Annotated in this window: 15 protein-coding genes; 8 read left to right on the top strand and 7 right to left on the bottom strand. The window is 74.9% G+C overall.

Features of this window, described 5'->3' with window-relative positions:
- Positions 1-11 precede the first annotated feature (11 nt).
- Positions 12-1,229 (bottom strand): PHB depolymerase family esterase, encoded by a 1,218-nt coding sequence (locus NFX44_RS05140; RefSeq protein WP_262282327.1) that lies wholly within the window; start codon positions 1,227-1,229, stop codon positions 12-14.
- A gap of 189 nt (positions 1,230-1,418) precedes the next feature.
- Here NFX44_RS05140 and NFX44_RS05135 point away from each other — a divergent pair, with 189 nt between their 5' ends.
- From NFX44_RS05135 to nadE, 4 genes are all read left to right on the top strand, one after another.
- Positions 1,419-3,236, top strand: a complete 1,818-nt coding sequence (locus NFX44_RS05135; protein WP_262282326.1) for a DUF2079 domain-containing protein — start codon at positions 1,419-1,421, stop codon at positions 3,234-3,236.
- A 114-nt stretch (positions 3,237-3,350) separates the two neighbouring features.
- Complete coding sequence (gene lipB / locus NFX44_RS05130) at positions 3,351-3,998, top strand: lipoyl(octanoyl) transferase LipB (RefSeq protein ID WP_262282325.1); 648 nt, start codon at positions 3,351-3,353, stop codon at positions 3,996-3,998.
- A 4-nt stretch (positions 3,999-4,002) separates the two neighbouring features.
- Positions 4,003-4,395, top strand: a complete 393-nt coding sequence (locus tag NFX44_RS05125) for a VOC family protein (protein WP_262282324.1) — start codon at positions 4,003-4,005, stop codon at positions 4,393-4,395.
- Between the two features lie 21 nt (positions 4,396-4,416).
- The gene (gene nadE / locus NFX44_RS05120; protein WP_315974566.1) at positions 4,417-5,241 is read left to right on the top strand and encodes an ammonia-dependent NAD(+) synthetase; all 825 of its coding nucleotides are present in this window, start codon (positions 4,417-4,419) and stop codon (positions 5,239-5,241) included.
- A gap of 40 nt (positions 5,242-5,281) precedes the next feature.
- Here nadE and aspS read toward each other — a convergent pair whose 3' ends face one another.
- A complete protein-coding gene (gene aspS / locus NFX44_RS05115) occupies positions 5,282-6,568 on the bottom strand; it encodes an aspartate--tRNA(Asn) ligase (protein ID WP_262282323.1) in 1,287 nt (428 codons plus the stop codon).
- A gap of 353 nt (positions 6,569-6,921) precedes the next feature.
- Between aspS and lipA the strand changes: the two genes are divergently transcribed.
- Both lipA and NFX44_RS05105 read left to right on the top strand, forming a co-directional pair.
- Positions 6,922-7,968: a lipoyl synthase gene (gene lipA / locus NFX44_RS05110; protein ID WP_262282322.1), complete on the top strand. Its 1,047-nt coding sequence runs from the start codon at positions 6,922-6,924 to the stop codon at positions 7,966-7,968.
- Between the two features lie 60 nt (positions 7,969-8,028).
- Positions 8,029-9,828, top strand: coding sequence for a DUF423 domain-containing protein (locus NFX44_RS05105; protein ID WP_262282321.1), 1,800 nt, complete (start codon positions 8,029-8,031; stop codon positions 9,826-9,828).
- Here NFX44_RS05105 and NFX44_RS05100 read toward each other — a convergent pair.
- Positions 9,810-12,776 (bottom strand): helix-turn-helix transcriptional regulator, encoded by a 2,967-nt coding sequence (locus tag NFX44_RS05100; RefSeq protein ID WP_262282320.1) that lies wholly within the window; start codon positions 12,774-12,776, stop codon positions 9,810-9,812. The two genes, NFX44_RS05105 and NFX44_RS05100, sit on opposite strands and share 19 nt — an antisense overlap.
- Before the next feature lie 230 nt (positions 12,777-13,006).
- Complete coding sequence (locus NFX44_RS05095; RefSeq protein ID WP_262282319.1) at positions 13,007-13,177, bottom strand: hypothetical protein; 171 nt, start codon at positions 13,175-13,177, stop codon at positions 13,007-13,009.
- Between the two features lie 214 nt (positions 13,178-13,391).
- Between NFX44_RS05095 and NFX44_RS05090 the strand changes: the two genes are divergently transcribed.
- The gene (locus NFX44_RS05090; protein WP_091268389.1) at positions 13,392-14,081 is read left to right on the top strand and encodes a DUF4191 domain-containing protein; all 690 of its coding nucleotides are present in this window, start codon (positions 13,392-13,394) and stop codon (positions 14,079-14,081) included.
- A gap of 66 nt (positions 14,082-14,147) precedes the next feature.
- On the opposite strand, the gene NFX44_RS05085 is transcribed toward NFX44_RS05090, so the two are convergent.
- Positions 14,148-14,540, bottom strand: coding sequence for an RDD family protein (locus tag NFX44_RS05085; RefSeq protein WP_262282585.1), 393 nt, complete (start codon positions 14,538-14,540; stop codon positions 14,148-14,150).
- Between the two features lie 316 nt (positions 14,541-14,856).
- Here NFX44_RS05085 and glnA point away from each other — a divergent pair, with 316 nt between their 5' ends.
- On the top strand, positions 14,857-16,281 hold the full coding sequence (glnA, locus tag NFX44_RS05080) for a type I glutamate--ammonia ligase (protein WP_262282318.1): 1,425 nt from the start codon (positions 14,857-14,859) through the stop codon (positions 16,279-16,281).
- A gap of 83 nt (positions 16,282-16,364) precedes the next feature.
- On the opposite strand, the gene mptB (NFX44_RS05075) is transcribed toward glnA, so the two are convergent.
- Both mptB (NFX44_RS05075) and mptB (NFX44_RS05070) read right to left on the bottom strand, forming a co-directional pair.
- On the bottom strand, positions 16,365-17,861 hold the full coding sequence (gene mptB, locus NFX44_RS05075) for a polyprenol phosphomannose-dependent alpha 1,6 mannosyltransferase MptB (RefSeq protein ID WP_262282317.1): 1,497 nt from the start codon (positions 17,859-17,861) through the stop codon (positions 16,365-16,367).
- A gap of 11 nt (positions 17,862-17,872) precedes the next feature.
- On the bottom strand, positions 17,873-19,288 hold the full coding sequence (gene mptB / locus NFX44_RS05070) for a polyprenol phosphomannose-dependent alpha 1,6 mannosyltransferase MptB (protein ID WP_262282316.1): 1,416 nt from the start codon (positions 19,286-19,288) through the stop codon (positions 17,873-17,875).
- Positions 19,289-19,297 lie beyond the last annotated feature (9 nt).

The following is a 19,297-nucleotide window of genomic DNA, read 5'->3' as shown; positions in this document are numbered from 1 at the left end:
GGCGGCGCGGGTCAGCAGCCGATGACCCAGTAGGCGGGGCCGGTCTGCTTGAGGGTGCTGGTGTAGAAGGTGTTGTAGAGGCCCATCCGCTGGTTGCTGCCCAGCGCGTAGGCGTAGCCGCCGGACTGGTAGGCGCGGCCGGCCGTGACGTGCGCGTAGTTGCTCGCGGTGACGCAGACCGGCGCGGTGGTCGGAGTCGGGGTCGGGGTCGGCGAGGCGGTCGCCGTCGGCGTCGGGCTGGGCGTGCCGCCCCCGCCGTTCAGGCCGAAGAAGAGCGCGTCCCGGTAGGTCGAGCAGATGGTGTCCAGGAAGTACGCCCCGGCGGTGCCGCACTGGTCCGCCGCCGAGCCCGGGTCGACCGGGGTGCCGTGGCCCATGCCGGAGACCCGGTAGAGCCGTACCTGGTCACTGCCGTAGACCTCCATGCTCGTGCCCGCCGGCAGCGCGGCGGTGCTGCTCGGGGTCTGTGAGACGCCCAGCACGTTGGTCCACTGGTCCCGCGACTCGGCGGCGTTCAGCGGCGCGACCGTGGTGTCCGAGGTGCCGTGCCAGATGGCCACCCGGGGGCGCTTGCCGGTGTAGCCGGGGTAGGCGTTGCGGACCAGGTCGCCCCACTGCGCCGGGGTCTTGTCCACACCGGGGTTCATGCAGGTGAAGGCGTTGGTCATGCTGGTGGCGCAGCGGTAGGGCAGGCCGGCGATGACCGAGCCGGCGGCGAACACGTCCGGGTAGGTGGCGAGCATGACGGCGCTCATCGCACCGCCGCCGGACAGGCCGCTGACGAAGACCCGGCTCCCGTCGGTGCCGTAGGTGGACCGGGCGTAGTCCACCATCTGCTTGATCGACAGCGCCTCGCCCTGACCCCGGGCGGTGTCCCCGGGCTCGAACCAGTTGAAGCAGGAGTTCGCGTTGTTGGCCGAGGGCTGCTGCGGCACGATCAGCGCGAACTTCCACTGGTCGGCGTACTTCTGCCAGCCGGAGTTGGTGAAGTAGGTAGAGGCGTTCTGGGTGCAGCCGTGCAGCAGCACGACGGCCGGGGCGCTGGCCGGCAGGCCGTCCGGGCGGTAGGCGTACATGGCCAGGTTGCCGGGGTTCGAGCCGAAGCCGGTGACCTGGGTGAGGGTGGCGGCCTGTGCGGGCAGCGCGGCGGCGAGGACGGCGGCCGCGGCCAGCACGGCCCCGGCCGCCACCCCGGCCAGGCGGGTGAGAAGGGATGAGGAACGGCGCACGGCGACCTCCTGACGACGAATTGTGAACTGGGTCACCTTCGAGTTGCCGCGACGTTACGTCCGTGTTTCGCGCTCCCGGAATGGCCGCCGTTCACACATTCACGAACGCCGAAGTGTGCGGACGAGGCCGTTCCCACCGGGTTTCGTGTCTGACCGGCGGGTCCAGGTCCGGTTGGTAACGTCCGCTGCGTGCCGTCCTCCCCGTCCCTGGCCACCGGCCCGCCGACCGCGCCCGCCACCCGGAACCGGCGTGCCGACCTGGTGCTGGTGCTCGCCGCGGTGGCCCTGGCCCTCTGGGTGACCAGCGGGATGTGGCGGGACCCCAACACCCGCACGATCACCGTGAACTCCAGCGACCAGGCGCTCTTCGAGTGGCTGCTGGCCTTCGGCGGGCACGCCGTGACCCACGGGGAGAACCCGCTCTTCACCCACCTCATCAACGTGCCGGACGGGGTGAACCTCGCGGTCAACACCTCGATCACCGCGTACGCGGTGGTCTTCGCGCCACTGACGTACCTGATCGGGCCGCCCGCGACGTTCCTGGTGATCCTCACGCTCAACCTGGCCGCCACCGCGGTGGCCTGGTACTGGCTGCTCAGCCGGCACCTGGTCGCCAGCCGACTGGCCGCCGGGGTCGGTGCTCTCTTCATCGCCTACTGCCCGGCCATGGTGTCGCACGCCAACGCCCACCTGAACTGGACCGCCGGCTGGCTGGTGCCGCTGCTCATCTGGGGCGTGCTCCGGCTGCGCCGCCCCGGGCGCGCCATCGCCGGCGGCGTCGTGCTCGGCGTGCTGGTGGCGGTCGCCTTCTCGATCGCCGCCGAGGGGCTCTTCTTCACGGCGCTGGCGCTCGCCCTGTTCCTGCTGGTGTGGGCCCTGCACCCGGTCCGCCGGGCCGAGGCGCGGGCCGCGCTGCCGAGCTTCCTGCGCGGGCTCGGCGTGACCGCACTCGTCTCCGGGGTGCTGCTGGCGTACCCGCTGTGGCTGCACTTCGCCGGGCCGCAGCGGTTCCACGGCACCGGCTTCGACCCGCTCATCCACTCCGAGGACATCGCGGCCTTCGGGTCGTACCCGCGCCGGTCGCTGGCCGGCTGGGCCGGGCTCGGCACCTCGCTGGCGCCCAACCCGACCGAGGAGAACTCCTTCTTCGGCATCCCGCTGCTGCTGCTCGCCGTGGCCTGCTTCGTCCTGCTCCGGCGGCGCGCCGACCGGGCGTTCCGGGCCACGCTCACCGCGCTCGCCGTGACCGCGCTGGTGTTCGCCGTACTCTCCTGGGGCCCCACGGCCAAATGGAACGGCCACCGCACCGACCAGCTGCTGCCGTTCGGGGTGCTGGACAACCTGCCGGTGATCAACGCGGCGCTGCCGTCCCGGCTCGCCCTGGCGGTGGCCCCGGTGATCGGGCTGCTGCTGGCGTACGCGGTCGACTCGCTGCGCGCCCGGCCGCCCCGGCACCGCTCCACCGAGCTGGTCTGGGCGCTCGGCTTCGCCGCCGCGCTGCTGCCGCTGCTGCCCACGCCGCTGCTGACCAGCGTCCGGGAGCCGGTGCCGGCGTTCATCACCACCGGCGCGTGGCAGCGCTACGTCTCCCCCGGCGGGGTGCTCACCCCGCTGCCGCTGACCGTGGACATCTATCCCGACGGCCAGCGCTGGCAGGCGTACGCCCTGGCGCACCGGCAGGGCGAGTTCCGGATCCCGGCCGGCTTCTTCCTCGGCCCGGGCGGGCCGGACGGCCGGGGCCGGATCGGGCCCGTCCCCCGCACCTTCAGCGCGCTCATGGACCAGGCCGGCCGGACCGGGCTGGTGCCGATCATCACCGAGGGCAGCATCCGGGAGTCCCGGGCCGACCTGCACTACTGGGGGGTCGAGACGGTGGTGCTGGCCGACCGGGTGCACGGGGCGAAGTTCGACGTCGACGAGGAGGCGGTGCGGCGTACCGCCACGGCCCTGCTCGGCCGGCCCGAGCGGGTCGAGGACGTCTGGGTCTGGCGGGTGCCGCCGGCCTGACGGCGACCGGTCACTCCGTTGCTCGCGACCGCCGGGCTCCGCTCCGCCGCACTCCTGGCGCTCGCGACGAGGCTCACACGGTGCCGCCCGGCCCGGCGCGACTAGGCTGGACGGGTGAGCGTGACGACTTCCGGGCTGACCGCCGTCCGTGCCGGCCTGATCGACTACCGGGCCGCCTGGGACGAGCAGCGCCGGGTGCACGAGGCCGTGGTGGCCGGCGAGCAGAGCGACACCGTGCTGCTGCTGGAGCACCCCAGCGTCTACACCGCCGGCAAGCGGACCGAGCCGTGGGACCGGCCGATGGACGGCACCCCGGTGGTCGACGTGGACCGCGGCGGCAAGATCACCTGGCACGGGCCGGGGCAGCTGGTCGGCTACCCGATCGTGAGGCTGCCCGACCCGGTCGACGTGGTGGCGTACGTCCGGCGCACCGAGCAGCTGCTGATCGACGTCTGCGCCGAGTTCGGGCTGGCCGCCGGCCGGGTCGAGGGGCGCAGCGGCGTCTGGGTGCCGGAGGACGACCGGGGGCCGGCCCGCAAGGTCGCCGCCATCGGCATCCGGGTGGCCCGCGGCGTGACCCTGCACGGCTTCGCGATCAACTGCGACTGCGACCTCAGCCACTACGACCGGATCGTGCCGTGCGGCATCCGCGACGCCGGGGTCACCTCGCTCACCGCCGAGCTGGGCCGCTCCGTCACGGTCGCCGACGTGCTGCCGGTGGTCGAGCGGCACCTGCCGACCCTGGTCGCGGTCCAGGACTGACCGGGTGCGGATCGACCTCGTCACCCTCGTCGTCGCCGAGTACAACCCGGCGATCACCTTCTTCACCGAGGTGCTCGGCTTCGAGCTGGTCGAGGACAAGCCCTCGCTGACCAACGACGGCCGGCCGAAGCGCTGGGTGGTCGTCCGCCCGCCGGGCGGCGGGACCGGGCTGCTGCTGGCCCGCGCCGACGGGGAGCGGCAGGCGGCCGCGGTGGGCGACCAGACCCACGGCCGGGTCGGCTTCTTCCTCCAGGTCGACGACTTCGACGCCACCTACCGTCGGATGGTCGAGGCGAAGGTCGAGTTCCTGAAGCCCCCGCGCACCGAGTCGTACGGGCGGGTCGCCGTGTTCCGCGACCTCGCCGGCAACCCCTGGGACCTGCTCGGTCCCGCCTGACGAGGAGAGGACCCACCCCCGATGACCGACGTGATGTCGACCCAGCAAGGGATCGCCGAGGAGCTCCGGGTGCCGGCGACCTTCGACGCCGCCGAGGAGATCGAGCGCCGCGTCGTCTTCCTCGCCGACCGCCTGGTCGACACCGGCCTCACCACGCTGGTCCTGGGCATCAGCGGCGGCGTCGACTCGACCACCGCCGGCCGGCTCTGCCAGCTCGCCGCGGAGCGGGCCCGCGCCGCCGGCCACCCGGCCGTCTTCGTCGCCATGCGGCTGCCCTACGGGGTGCAGGCCGACGAGCACCACGCCCAGACCGCGCTGGAGTTCATCCGTCCCGACCGGGTGCTCACGGTCGACGTCAAGCCGGCCGCCGACGCCGCGCTCGCCGCGCTGGTCGCCGGCGGCCTGACCTTCCGCGACGCCGCGCAGCAGGACTTCGTGCTCGGCAACGTCAAGGCCCGGCAGCGCATGATCGCCCAGTACGCGGTGGCCGGCGCGGAGGGCGGGCTGGTGGTCGGCACCGATCACGCCGCCGAGGCGGTCACCGGCTTCTTCACCAAGCACGGCGACGGCGCGGCGGACCTGGTCCCGCTGACCGGGCTCACCAAGCGGCGGGTGCGGGCGCTGGCCGCGGCGCTCGGCGCCCCCGCCGAGTTGGTCGGCAAGGCGCCCACGGCCGACCTGGAGACCCTGGCCCCCGGCAAGCTCGACGAGGATGCGCTCGGCCTGGCCTACGAGCACATCGACGACTACCTGGAGGGCCGGCCGGTGCCCGCGGAGGTGGAGGCGGCGCTGGTGGCCCGCTACCGCGCCACCGAGCACAAGCGCAGCCTGCCCATCGCGCCCTGACCGGGTCGAGGGGCGGGGACGGCCCCGCCCCTCGACTGGGTCACGGCGTCAGGCGGTGCAGGTCGCGCGGGAAGGCGGTCACCTCCCGCACGTTTGCCGCGCCGGTGAGCCGGGCGACGAAGCGCTCCAGCCCGATGGCGAAGCCCCCGTGCGGCGGCATGCCGTGGCGGAACGCGTCCACGTAGCCGGCGTACGGCTCGACCGGCTCGCCGCGGGCGGCCAGGGCGGCGAGGTAGTCCTCGTACCGGTGCAGCCGCTGCCCGCCGGTGACCAGCTCCATCCCCCGGAACAGCAGGTCGAAGCCGTTGGAGTGGGCCGGCCGCGCCGGGTCCGGGTGCGTGTAGAACGGCCGCTTCGCCATCGGGTACCCGGTGACGAAGAGGAAGTCCGAGCCGTGCTCGCGGAGCGCCCACTCTCCCAGCGCGCGCTCGTGCGCCGGGGCGAGGTCCGGCTCGTCGGCCGGCGCGCCGGCGATCTTCAGCGCCTCGGTGAAGTGCACGGCCGGGATCTCGGCGGGCACCTCGGGCAGGGTGAGCCCGAGGGTGGCGACGGCCACGCCGGCCCGCGCCGCGACCTCGGCCAGCATCCCGGCCAGGGTCTTCCGCAGCGCGGCCATCACGTCCCGGTGGTCGGCCACGAAGCCCAGCTCGACGTCGAGCGACGTGTACTGGGCCAGGTGCCGGACGGTGTCGTGCGGCTCGGCGCGGAACACCGGCCCGACCTCGTAGACCCGCTCGAAGACGCCGACCATGAGCTGCTTGTAGAACTGCGGCGACTGGGCCAGGTACGCGGGCCGGCCGAACCAGTCCAGCGCGAACACGTTCGCCCCGCTCTCGGTGGACGAGGCGACCACCTTCGGCGTGTGGACCTCCACGAACCCGCGGGCGTCCAGGCTGGCCCGGAAGCCGGCGACCGCCGCCGCCGAGATCCGCAGCGCGGCGGAGCGGGTCGGGTGGCGCAGCGCGGTCGGCGCGTGGTCGAGCTGGGTGGGCAGGGTGGCGGTGAGCGCCGGCCGGTACAGGTCGAACGGCGGCGGGACGGCGGGCGGGCCGAGCGGGCGTACCGTCGGCTCGACCAGCTCGACCCCGGCGGGCGCCGTGGCGTTCGCGACCACCGTGCCGGTGACCTCGACGACGGTCTCCTCGGGGAGCGACTCGACGGCCGCGCGCACGGCGGGGTCGGTGACCACCACCTGGGCCAGGCCGGCGGCGTCCCGGACGATCAGGAAGGCCACCGACTTGAGCAGCCGGCGGCGGTGCACCCAGCCGGCGATCCGCACGGTCGCGCCGACATGGTGGGTGAGCTGGGAGGACAGGATGCGTTGCATGGCGGTTACCTCCTTGGTCAATCGCAACGCGATCCCCGGGAGGTGTGGGCGAGCGGGAGCCTCGCGGTGCCACCACACCTTCGCCCCCGCACGCGGGGGCCTCGTTCGTCGCCCGTGACGAGGGCCAGCCGGCGGGGTCTACTGGGCGGCGGACCGCCGTTCTTCCCGCAGCTCGGGAGGGTCTTCGTGGGCCGGCGCCAGACCGCCTTCCAGCACTTCGGCGGCTCTCTGCGCTGGCGGATCGGCCCGCTACTCGGCTCCGTCGCAGCTCTGCCGGCACGCTAGCACCCGTTCCCGGCCCGGTGTGACGGGGTTTTCTGGTCGCTCGTGTCCGGTGTCACAACGTTCGGGGCGTGACGCCCGTCGCCCGACGTTCATCGACGGCCGCCGACCGGCGTAGGCTCGGTTTCGTGACGATCGAGCACTCCGCGCCGACGACCGAGCAGGCAGCGCCAACCGCCACTGTCGCACCTGAGGGGCGGCGCATGCTGCGAATCGAGGCGCGCAACGCCGAGACGCCGATCGAGCGCAAGCCGCCGTGGATCAAGGTCAAGGCCAAGATGGGCCCGGAGTACACCCAGCTGCGCGGGCTCGTCTCGCGCGAGGGGCTGCACACCGTCTGCCAGGAGGCCGGCTGCCCCAACATCTACGAGTGCTGGGAGGACCGGGAGGCCACCTTCCTCATCGGTGGCGACCAGTGCACCCGGCGCTGCGACTTCTGCCAGATCGACACGGGCAAGCCCGCCGAGTTCGACGCCGACGAGCCCCGCCGGGTCGCCGAGTCGGTCGCCGCGATGGGGCTGCGCTACGCCACCATCACCGGCGTGGCCCGCGACGACCTGCCCGACGGCGGCGCCTGGCTCTACGCCGAGACGGTCCGGCAGATCCACGCCCTGCAGTCCGGCTGCGGCGTCGAGCTGCTGATCCCCGACTTCAACGCGGTGCCCGAGCAGCTCGCCGAGGTCTTCGGCGCCCGGCCCGAGGTGCTGGCGCACAACGTGGAGACCGTGCCGCGCATCTTCAAGCGGATCCGCCCGGCCTTCCGCTACGAGCGGTCCCTCGACGTGATCCGCCAGGCGCGCGCCGCCGGCCTGGTCACCAAGAGCAACCTGATCCTCGGCATGGGCGAGGAGCGGGCCGAGGTCTCCCAGGCGCTGCGCGACCTGCACGAGGCCGGCTGCGAGCTGATCACCATCACGCAGTACCTGCGCCCGTCCCCCCGGCACCACCCGGTCACCCGCTGGGTCAAGCCGGAGGAGTTCGTCGAGCTGCGCGAGGAGGCCGAGGAGATCGGCTTCGCCGGCGTGATGAGCGGCCCGCTGGTGCGCTCGTCGTACCGGGCCGGGCGGCTCTACCAGCAGGCGCTCGCCGCCCGCGACGAGGTCGTGGCCGCCGGCTGAGGCCGGCCGTCCACCGCGTCACCCACCGCCGGCCGCCCGCCGGATGCCATGATCCCAGGGATGACCGCCGGGGTACGCCAGGAGCCGCGCGAGGCCACCCGCCCGCGCACGCCCCGGCGTACCCGGCTGCCGGCGCTGCTCGCCCTGCTGGTCGGGCTCGCCGGGATCGGCTACCGGCTGGCGCTGCTGCTCGCCGACGTGCCGCCCACCAACAGCGACGAGGCGACCATGGGGCTGGCCGCCCTGCACATCGCCCGCGGTGCGGACTTTCCGGTCTGGTTCTACGGCCAGGCGTACATGGGCACGCTGGAGGCGTACCTGGCCGCGCCGCTGGTCGCCCTGGCCGGGCCCTCGGTGCTCGCCCTCCGGCTGCCCACCCTGGCGCTCTACGCCCTCTTCCTCGCCCTGTCCTGGCGACTCACGCGTCGGCTCGGCGGTGACCGCTGGTACGCCCTGCTGGTCGTCGCCGTGCTCGCGCTCGGGGCCGACCGGGTGGTGAAGAACCAGCTGATCGCCGGCGGCGGCTACCCGGAGCTGAACCCCGCCGCCGCGGCGCTGGCGCTGCTCACGGTGGGGCTGTGCGCCGGGGGCTCGGGAGCGCGGCTGCCCCGCTGGGCGGGCTGGGGGCTCGTCGCCGGGCTGCTGCTCTGGGTCGACCCGCTGATCCTGCCGTTCGTGCTGGCCCTCGGGGCGGCGCTGGTGGGGTGGCGCCGGCGCGAGCTGGTCGGGCGGGCCGGGGCGGCCCTGGCGGGAGGCCTGCTGCTGGGCGCGGCGCCGATGCTGCTGGACAGCCTCCGGCACGGCCGCAACCCGCTCGCCGCCGTGCTGGCCGCCAGCGGCGCCGACGCGGCGGCGAGCTGGGGCGAGCGCCTGCACGGCGGGCTGGTGCTCGGGCCGCCGCTGGCCCTCGGCTTCTGCTCCCCCGGCCGCTGTGCCGGATGGCAGCTCTGGTGGGCGCCGACGTTCCTTGCCCTGCTGCTGCTCGCGGCGATCACCGCCTGGCGCACCCTCCGCCGCCCCGTCCCGCTCGCGTCGCCCCCGGCACCCACGGATCTTGGCGAGCTTCCGTTCGCTGCGAACGACGACTCTCCACGATCTGGCGACGATCCCGCCGGCTCGCCGGGCCGGCGGGTGTCAGCGGCGGTGCGGCTCGCGCTGCTCGGCGCGGCGGCGGCGGTGCTGGCGGCGTACGCGCTGAGCAACGCGGCCGGGCGGGCCCCGATGGAGAGCGCCCGTTACCTCTCGGTCCTCGCGGTCGCCACGCCCGCCCTGCTCTGGCCCCTCCGGTCCGCCGCCCGCCGGGCCGGCCTCTGGCCACGACCCGCCGGGCCGCCCCACCGCCCCGGCGAGCTGACGGGATCCGACCGGCCTGGCGACCGCCACGTCGGCGAGCCGGAGTCGATCAGTCGGACCGCGGGCGGCCGGAAGCGGATCCGGGCGGCCGGGGTGGCGGCGGTCGCGGTGCTGGCGGGGATGCTGGGTACCGGGGCGGTCGCCACGGCCGGCGCGGTCGGGACCGTGCCCGCCACCCACGCGGAGGCCGACCGGCACCGGATGCTCGTCGACGCCCTCGGCGACCTGAACCTGCGCCACGTCCGCGCCGGCTACTGGACCTGCAACCGGCTCGCTTTCGCCAGCGGCGAGGAGGTGCGCTGCGCGGTGGTCGACGACGATCTGCGCCCCGGGTTCGACCGGCTGCCCGAATACCGGCGGGCGGTGGACGCCGACCCGGGCGCGGCCTGGGTGGCCCCGGCCGGGTCGCCGCTGGCCGCCCGACTGGACGGGCGGCTCGGGCCCGGCCCGGACGGGCTCAGGGTGGTCGACGTCCCGGGCTGGCGGATCTACCTGCCCCGTCGCTGAGCCGGCGTGGCGGGTGGCGCCGGGTCGAGCAGGCCGAGGCGGTGGGCCAGCGCGGCGGCCTCCACCCGGTTGGTCACGTCCAGCTTCGCGATGATCCGGGACACGTGCACGCTCGCCGTCTTCGGCGAGATGAAGAGCCGCTCGGCGATCCGGCTGTTGCTGTGCCCCTCGGCGACCAGCCGGAGCACCTCCTGCTCGCGGCTGGTCAGCAGGTCCGGGCCGGGCCGGCCGGCGCCCCGCAGCCCGACCCGCCGGGCCAGGGTGGCGGCCTGCTCCTTCAGCGGGGCCGCGCCGAGCGCGGTGGCGATGTCCGCGGCCTCGCGGACGGCGGCGGCCACCTCGTCCCGCTCACCGGCCGCCGCGGCGGCCTCGGCCAGCGCGAGCAGTGCCCGGCCCAGCGGGTACGGCTGCCCGACCGCCCGCCACCCCGCCACGGCCGCCCGCCAGGCCGGCAGCGCCCCACCCGGCCGCTCGGCCGGAGCGAGGGCCGTGCCGGCACCCCCGTCGGCGGCGGGGGTGACGCCGGTGAGGATCGCGGTGACCTGGGCGGCGTGCGCCTGCTCCGCCGGAAAGCGGGCGGGCAGCACGGCGGCCAGCGCGGCCACCTCGGCGGCCAGCGCGGCGTCGCCGACGAGCGCCGCGGCGCGGGCCGCCGCGCTGAGCACCGGCCAGCCCTCCCGGGGCAGGTCGACCAGGCGCTCGTCGGCCAGGGCGGCCCGGCTCGCGGCGAGCGCGGCCACCTTGTCGTCCGCCGCCAGGGCGGCCTCGACGCGCAGTTCGTGCAGCGGCAGCCGGTGGTTCGGCCACAGGTACGGCCGGGCCAGGAAGGCCAGCGCCCGGCCGACCACCTCGTCGGCGGCGGGATGCGCGCGGGCCAGCCGCAGACCGGCCCGGAGCTGGAGCCAGTGCAGCCCGGAGACGCCCGGCGGGTCGATCCGGGCCGCCTCGGCGCAGGCCGCGTCGGCCTCGTCCCAGCGGCCCAGTGCGATCAGCGCCTCGGCCCGGTTCGACAGCAGGTACGCCCCGGTGGAACGGCTGATCCCCACCCGCCGCGCCTCGCTCACGCCGGCGGCGGCGGCCTCCTCGCTCTCGCCGTAGCGGCCCAGCTCGTAGAGCACGTCGGAGAGATACACCAGCGCGCTGACCAGCGCCGGCGCGTTGCCGGTGGTCCGGGCGAGGGCCTCGGCCCGGCGCAGCTCGGCCAGCCCCAGGTCGGGCGCCTTGTCGGTGCGGCAGAGCAGGGCGATCCGGGTGGGCAGCAGGGCCACGTCCTCGCCGATCGCCTCGGCGGCGGCCATCGCCTCGTCGGCCACCGAGGCGGCCTGCGCAGGGTCGATCTTGACCAGGTGCGCCGCGATGTCGGCGAGCAGCCGCACCCGCTCCGGCGCGTCCGCCAGCCCGCCCGCCAGCCGGTACGCCTCGCGCACCTCGGCGGTGCCGTCGCTCTTGCCGAGCAGCGCGAGCAGCCGGCCCCGCCGGTGGTGCAGGCGGGCGGCGCGCAGCGGCTCGGCGGCGGTGTCGACCTCGGCCAGCCCGGCCCGGGTCAGGGTGAGCGCCCGGCTGTAGTCGCCCGCCGTGGTCGCCGCCGCCATGGTCTCCTCCAGCACCCGCAGGTGGTCCATGCCGAGGCGGTCGGCCGCGTCGGGCACCAGCTCCCACAGTTCGAGGACCCGTTCCAGCAGCCGGCTCTGCTCGGCGTACGCGTACCGGTCGCCCGCCGCGCCGGCGGCCTCCCGGGCGGCGATCAGCGCGCGCGGGTGGTCGTGTGCCGCGTACCAGTGGTGGGCGATCTCGGCCGGGGCGCGCCCGGCGGCCACCAGGTGCGGCTGCGCCTCGATGGCGGCGGCGTACCGGGCGTGCAGCCGGGCGTGCTCGCCGGGGAGCAGGTCGTCGTGGACGGCCTCGCGCACCAGCGCGTGCCGGAACTCGTAGTCGCCGTCCGGGTCGGCCACCACGAGCTGGCCGGCCACGGCGGCGCGCAGCGCGTCCTCCAGCTCGTTCTCGGGCAGGCCGGCCACCTCGGCGAGCAGCTGGTGGGCGAAGCGGGTGCCACCGGCGGCGGCGATGCGCAGCACCCGCTGGGCCGGCTCGGGCAGCCGGTCCACCCGGGCCAGCAGCAGGTCGCGCAGCGTCTCCGGGAGCACCGCGCAGCCGACCGGGTCACCGGCCGCGGCCAGCTCCTCGATGAAGAACGGATTGCCCTGGGTACGTCCGTGCACGTCGTCGACGGCGCGGGGCCCCGGCTCGACGCCGAGCAGGTCGGCGAGGATGACCGCGGTGCCGTCCCGGTCCAGCCGGCCCACCTCGACCCGGCTCACGCCCCGGGCCCGGTCCAGCTCGGCGAGGAAGGGGCGCAGCGGGTGGCCGCGGTGCAGCTCGTCGGTGCGGTAGGTGCAGACCAGCAGCAGGCGGGTGGACCGGGCCGCCCGGACCAGGAAGTCGATCAGGTCCCGGGTGGACCGGTCGGCCCAGTGCAGGTCCTCGATGAGCAGCACCAGCGGCCGCTCCTCGGCGAGCCGCCGGAACAGGTCCGCGACCAGGTCGAACAGGTAGCCGCGCGGGGTGTCGGAGACGGGCAGGCCGATCGTCGCGGCGGCCCCGGCCGGCACCCGGGCCAGCTCGGGCAGCAGCCGGGCGAACTCCGCCTCGTAACCGGCGAAGGCGGCCGGGCCGTCGTGGCGCAGCACGTCGCGCAGCGCGGCGGCGAACGGCGCGAAGGGCAGGCCGGCCTCGCCGAGTTCCAGGCACTGGCCGATGAGCAGCCGCGCACCGGTCGCGGTGGCGTGCGCCCCGAACTCCTCCAGCAGCCGGGTCTTGCCGACCCCGGCCTCACCGCCCACCAGGACGGTCGCCGGGTCCCCGGCCCGGGCCCGGCCGAGCGCCTCGCGCAGCCCGGTCAGCTCGGACTGGCGGCCGACGAGGACGGTGCTGGCGGCGCGTGGGGTCACGCCGTCGAGCATGCCATGGCGTACGCCGGCGCCGTCCCGGCCGACCGGCCGGTTCCCCGCCGGCCCGGCCGCCCCCGTGACGGCCGGACCGACGTGCGTGGAACCCGACCCGGCCGCACCACCCCGGTCCTGGACGGCCGGACCGACGTGCGTGGAACCCGACCCGGGTGGGCCGGTCGGGTCCGGGGCGGGCGGTGCGGCGCCCGGGTGCGCCGGCAGCGCCGCGGCGGTCACCGGCGGGCGTCGGAGACGCGGGCGTTGTGCTGCCGGCGGCCCAGCCAGCCGCGCGGGTGGCGACGGGGCAGGGACCGGGCGAGCCGGTCGCGGGCCGCGTCGGCCTGCAGCTCGGAGGCGTGGCTGCGGTGGATGCTGAGGAGCAGGTCTGCGTCGTTGCCGAACATCTCGGTTCTCCTGTCGTGCGGTGTCTGTCGCTGTCGACACTGACTTTCCGCGCGAAGGTGCCCCCGGGGCATGGGTGCGCTGCCTGATCTTCGACCGTTTCCCCTCCTTACCCGGGAGCCTCAGCGGCCCCGCGGCGACGTAAGGTACTCAGCCGCGCGGCGGAGGGGCGGCCACGGATCAACGGGCTGCGCGGCGACCACTAGACTCTGCAGCATGGCAAAGCCCCAGGAGAAGGTCTCGTTCGGCCAGCGGCTGAAGCAGATCGGGATGGTGTTCCAGTTCACCGCCAAGCAGGACCGGTGGTTCGCGCCGCTGACCGCGGCGGCGGTGCTGATCCCGCTCGCGCTCACCGTGGTGGCGGTGCTCCTCTGGGGCTGGATCTGGCTGCCGATCGGCATCCTGTTCATCCTGCTCGCCGTGCTGATCGTGCTCAACCTGCGGTCCAACAAGGCGATGATGAACGCGGCCGAGGGGCAGCCCGGCGCGGCGGCCCAGATCATGGAGAGCATGCGCGGCGACTGGCGGGTCACGCCGGCCGTCAGCTCCACCACCCAGATGGACATGGTGCACCTGGTGATCGGCCGCCCGGGCGTGATCCTGCTGGCCGAGGGCAACCCGCAGCGGGTGCGCGGCCTGCTCGGCCAGGAGAAGCGCCGGCTGGCCAAGGTGATCGGCTCCGCGCCGCTGCACGACTACGTGATCGGCCAGGGCGAGGGCGAGCTGCCGATCCGCAAGCTGCGGATGACGCTGATGCGGCTGCCCCGCAGCCTCGCCCCGAAGGACGTCAACGCCCTCGACAAGCGGCTCAAGGCGCTCACCGCCCGCCCGCAGATGCCCAAGGGCGCGATCCCGAAGAACATGCGGCCGCCGCGGGGTGCGTTCCGCCAGACCCGGGGTCGCTGACCCCCGTCGTACGCGAGAAGGAGCCGGTCCCGCGCGGGGCCGGCTCCTTCGTCGTGCGGGCCGGGGTCAGCGGCGGGCGGCGCGCGGGGCGTCGGCGATGACCGACCCGGTGAGCCGGTCGTGCAGGCCGCGCCGGTTCTCGTCCATGATCAGGGCGGGCACCACGACGGCCAGCAGCACGCCGCGCAGCAGCGCCCGGACCGGGCCGATCCGGCCCCCGTCGGCCCAGGACAGGCAGCGGATCCGGGTGAGGTACATGCCGGGGGTCTGGGCGAAGAGGCCGAGGAAGAAGCCGTACTCAAGGATCAGCACCAGGACCGGGGCCCAGCCGTCCCGGACCGGGTTGGCGAAGATGTTGGCGATCAGCAGGCAGAGCAGCCAGTCGACGAGCAGCGCGCCGAAGCGGCGGCCGAGGCTCGGGGGCGTGAAGGTCGGGTCCGCGGCGGGCGGCACCGGCACGGCGGCGGTATCGGTCACAGCGGCCAGGGTAGCCAGCGGCCGCCGCGGCGGCGGGAGCGCCGCGGCGGGCAGGGGTGCCGGTCACTGCCCGGTACGGCGGTTCGGCGCCCAGCGGGGAACAGGACCAACCGCGCAGACGGCGACGGACCGGCACAGCGGGAGGGTCGGAGCCGCGTGCCGGAGGCGGCTGAGCGGCCGGGATGACGCTCCGCGAGGGACGTAACACGGCGGAAACAGACGAGACACGGCCGGGCAACCCCGCGGCCATAGCGTCGTCAGGAAGACAGCGACCGGAGTGGACCCGCCAGGAGGACCTGTGTTCGCCAATCCCGAGGAACTGCTGCGCTACCTCGCCAACGAGGACGTGAAGTTCGTCGACGTTCGTTTCTGTGACCTGCCCGGCGTGATGCAGCACTTCAACCTGCCGGTGGAGTCCGTCGACGACAGCCTGTTCACCGACGGCCTCGCCTTCGACGGCTCATCCATCCGCGGCTTCCAGGCGATCCATGAGTCGGACATGCTGCTGCTGCCCGACGTCGCGACCGCGTTCATCGACCCGTTCCGGGCGCAGAAGACGTTGGCGTTGAACTTCTTCATCCACGACCCGTTCACCCGCGAGGCCTACTCCCGGGACCCCCGCAACGTGGCCAAGAAGGCCGAGGCGTTCCTCGCCGCCAGCGGCATCGCCGACACCGCCTACTTCGGCGCCGAGGCCGAGTTCTACATCTTCGACTCCATCCGCCACGAAACCTCCGCCCACCAGTCGTTCTACTACATCGACTCGATCGAGGGCGCCTGGAACTCCGGCCGCGACGAGCCCGGCGGCAACCGCGGCTACAAGACCGCCTACAAGGGCGGCTACTTCCCCGTCCCACCGGTCGACCACTACGCCGACCTGCGCGACAGCATCGTGCGCCGCCTGGTCGACACCGGCTTCACCGTCGAACGCTCACACCACGAAGTCGGCACCGCCGGCCAATCAGAGATCAACTACAAGTTCTCCACCCTGCTGCACTCCGCCGACCAACTGCAGCTGTTCAAGTACATCGTCAAGAACGAGACCTGGGCCAACGGCAAAACCGCCACGTTCATGCCCAAACCCCTGTTCGGCGACAACGGCTCCGGCATGCACACCCACCAGAGCCTCTGGCTCAACGGCGAGCCCCTGTTCTACGACGAGACCGGCTACGCCGGCCTGTCCGACACCGCCCGCTGGTACATCGGTGGCCTGCTGCACCACGCCCCGTCGCTGCTGGCCTTCACCAACCCGACGGTCAACTCCTACCGCCGGCTCGTGCCGGGCTTCGAAGCCCCGGTCAACCTGGTGTACTCGCAGCGCAACCGCTCCGCCTGCACCCGCATCCCCGTCACCGGCGCCAACCCCAAGGCCAAGCGGGTCGAGTTCCGCGTCCCCGACCCCTCCAGCAACCCGTACCTGGCGTTCTCCGCGATGATGATGGCCGGCCTCGACGGCATCAAGAACAAGACCGAACCCCCCGCGCCCATCGACAAGGACCTCTACGACCTGCCCCCGGAGGAATGGGGCGACGTCAAGCAGGTCCCCGGCTCCCTGCCGGAAGTCCTCGACGCCCTCGAAGCCGACCACGACTACCTCCTCGACGGCGGCGTCTTCACCCCCGACCTCATCTCCACCTGGGTGTCCTGGAAGCGGGCCAACGAGGTCGACCCCGTGCGCCTGCGCCCCACCCCGCACGAGTTCGCCATGTACTTCGACTGCTGAGCTCCTCAGCGCGACACGCTCCACAGCACCGGCCGGGCCGGCTCCGCGACAGCGGGGCCGGCCCGGCCGGTTCGCGCACCACGTCAGCGGGGGGTGCGGCGGGCCCGGAGCACGGTCACCACCACGACCGCCACCACCAGCGCGGTCATGAGGATCGCCCCCGGCGCCTTGGTGAACCGGGCCAGGTTGGTGCCGTCGGGCAGGGCGAGCAACGAGGCCCCCGCGCAGGGCGCCACGAACCACACCGTCCGGGCCACGGCGACCGTCGCCACCGCGAGCAGGGCCAGCGGCCACGTCGCGTACCAGGGGTGGAAGGCCGGGGCGAGCAGCACGGTGGCGGCCAGCGCCAGGCCGGCACCGGTCAGGACAACCCGGGGCCGGGCGGCGGAAAGGCGGGCCGCCCGCTGCCGGACGTCGCCCAGCCGGCGCAACGCCGTCCAGGCCCGCCACCAGAGGACCACCAGCAGCACGGCGAGCACGGCGAGCGCGACCGCCCGGACCACCGGCACGGCCTGCGGATCCCGGCCGGCCAGGCCGCCCGCGTAGTCGACCACCAGACCGATCGCGGTCGGTGGGGACGTCCACTGCTCGGAGTCGCCGCTGCGGGCCAGGCCGCGCACCCAGCCGAGACCCAGACCGGTGGCCAGGCTGGTGGCCGCCAGCGTGGCCAGCACTCCCCCGGCCAGCCAACCGCCGTCGCGCAGCAGCGCGCGCCAGGTGTAGCGGCCCAGCACGGCGGCCAGCACCGCGAACGGCAGCACCACCACGGCGACCGCCTTCACGGCCACGGCCAGCCCGAACAGCACCCCGGCCACGACCAGCGCCCGCGGCCGGCCCGGCCGGCGGACCAGCACCAGCAGGCCGAACAGCAGCAGCCCGAGGCCCACGGCGTCGTTGTGCGCGCCGGCCACCAGGTGCACCCCCACCAGCGGGCAGGCCAGCGCCAGCCAGGCCGCCCGCCGGCTGGGCACCCCGACGGCCCGGGCCAGCCCGGGCAGGCACAGCGCCGCCAGCAGCACCCCGGCCAGGGCCACCACGCGCAGCAGCACGATCGCGCCGACCAGGCCGCCCCCGAGCAGCACGGCCAGGCCGGCGAGCAGCACGAAGAACGGCCCGTACGGAGCCGGAGTGTCCCGCCAGATCGGCGACACGCTCTCCGTCCACGGGCAGCCGGCCGCCGCCACACCGACCCGGTAGGGATCGGCGCCGTGCGTCCAGGACCAGCCCTGGCAGGCGTACGAGTAGACGTCCCGGCTGCCGAACGGCGGCGCGGCCAGCAGCGGGAGCAGCCAGAGCCCGGCGGTCAGGTACGCCCACCGGCCGGACGGGGCGCCCCAGCGCAACGACCACCAGGCACCGACCAGCAGCACCGTGCCGACCAGCCAGCAGCCGAGCACCACCGGCCCGTGCGGGGCGCGCCAGGCGTCGCCGAGGCTGGTCACGGCGGGGGTGTCGGGCAGCGCGCCGCCGAGCCAGCCGGCGACGGTCAGCAGCACGGCGCCGGCGAGTCCGGCGTACCGGGCGACCGCGGCGGCCACCGGCCGGACCGGTCCGTCGGGCAGCGCGCCGGGCTCGCTCACCGGCACCTCTCTCAGTCGGCTCCTCGGTCGGCGGGGACCGGCCGGCGGGCCGCCCGAGCCGAACGTACCAACCGGACCACCACCACGATCACCAACAGCGTCATGAGGGGCGCACCCGGCATCTTGCTCCACCGGGGCAGGCCGGTGCCGTCGGCCAGGACCAGGAACGACGAGACCAGCGCCACCAGCGCGAACCAGCCGGTCCGGCGGGCGGTGGCGGCGAGCACGGTGAGCGGCCAGATCCAGTACCAGGGGTGGAACAGCGGCGACAGCGCGACCGTCGCGGTCAGCGCCAGGCCGGCGTGCCAGAACGGCTCCCCCCGGCGCAGCGCCCGGAACCAGAGCCAGACCAGCACCCCCACCAGGACCACCACGGCGATCCCCCGGGTGACCGGCAGCGCGTCGATGTGCGCGCCGAAGATCGCCGCGACGTACCCGGCGGTCTGCCCGACCGCGGTGGGCGGCGAGGTCCAGGCCACCACGAGCCCGCCCTGTTCGAGGCCGCTGACGAAGCCGAAGTCGAGGCCCGCGGCCAGGGTCACGGCCACCACGGTGGTCACGGCCGCGCCGACCACCCACGCGCCGTCGCGGACCAGCGCCCGGATCCGGTACGGCCCGACGATCGCGGCCAGCGCGGCGAACGGCACCACGACCAGCGCGGTGACCTTGACGGCGGCGGCCAGGCCGAGCAGCAGCCCACCGGCGAGCAGCGGCAGCGGCCGGCCCGGCCGGGCCGCCACCACGGCCAGCCCGGCGACGAGCAGGCCCACCATGAGCGCGTCGTTGTGTGCCCCGGAGATCAGGTGCACGGGCACCAGCGGGCAGGCCAGCGCCAGCCAGAGCGCCCGCTGCGGCGGCACCCCGCAGCGGCGGGCCAGCACCGGCAGGGCCCAGGCGGTCAGCCCCACCCCGGCGACCGCGAGCAGCCGGAACAGCGCCACGCTGCCGGCCAGCGACCCGGCGGCCGACACCACGGCCCCGGAGAGCACCACGAACAGCGGCCCGTACGGCGCCGGGGTGTCCCGCCAGATGTAGGAGATGGTGTCCAGCCACGGGCAGGGCAGCGCCGACACGCCCTGCTCGTACGGGTTGATCCCGGCCGAGTAGCTGGCACCCTGGCAGGCGTAGGCGTAGGCGTCCCGGCTGCCCAGCGGCGGCGTGAACAGCATCGGCAGCACCCAGAGGGCGACCGTGACGAGCACCCAGCGGGTCGACGGGGCCCGGTCGCGCAGCGACCACCAGGCCCCGGCCAGCAGGGCGGTGCCGACCAACCAGAGAGCGATGATCAGGGGCCCGTTCGGGCCCTGCCAGATGCTGACCGGGGTGGGGCGCAGGTCACCGTGCGGCAGCGCGCCGCCGAGGTAGGCGGCCACGGCGAGCAGCACCGAGCCCGCCAGGCCGATCCAGCGCGAGAGGTGGTGAGGCACGCCGGACAT

Source organism: Micromonospora sp. MA102 (genome assembly GCF_025460765.1).
GTDB classification, from domain to species: domain Bacteria; phylum Actinomycetota; class Actinomycetes; order Mycobacteriales; family Micromonosporaceae; genus Micromonospora; species Micromonospora halotolerans.
This window is presented reverse-complemented; position numbering and strand designations above follow the sequence as displayed.

What these genes read in the sequence shown, in the direction of transcription:
- nadE (WP_315974566.1), top strand. Translation starts at nt 4,417, where the DNA reads ATGACCGACGTGATGTCGACCCAGCAAGGGATCGCCGAGGAGCTCCGG.
- aspS (WP_262282323.1), bottom strand. Translation starts at nt 6,568, where the DNA reads ATGCAACGCATCCTGTCCTCCCAGCTCACCCACCATGTCGGCGCGACC.
- NFX44_RS05105 (WP_262282321.1), top strand. Translation starts at nt 8,029, where the DNA reads ATGACCGCCGGGGTACGCCAGGAGCCGCGCGAGGCCACCCGCCCGCGC.
- NFX44_RS05095 (WP_262282319.1), bottom strand. Translation starts at nt 13,177, where the DNA reads ATGTTCGGCAACGACGCAGACCTGCTCCTCAGCATCCACCGCAGCCAC.
- NFX44_RS05090 (WP_091268389.1), top strand. Translation starts at nt 13,392, where the DNA reads ATGGCAAAGCCCCAGGAGAAGGTCTCGTTCGGCCAGCGGCTGAAGCAG.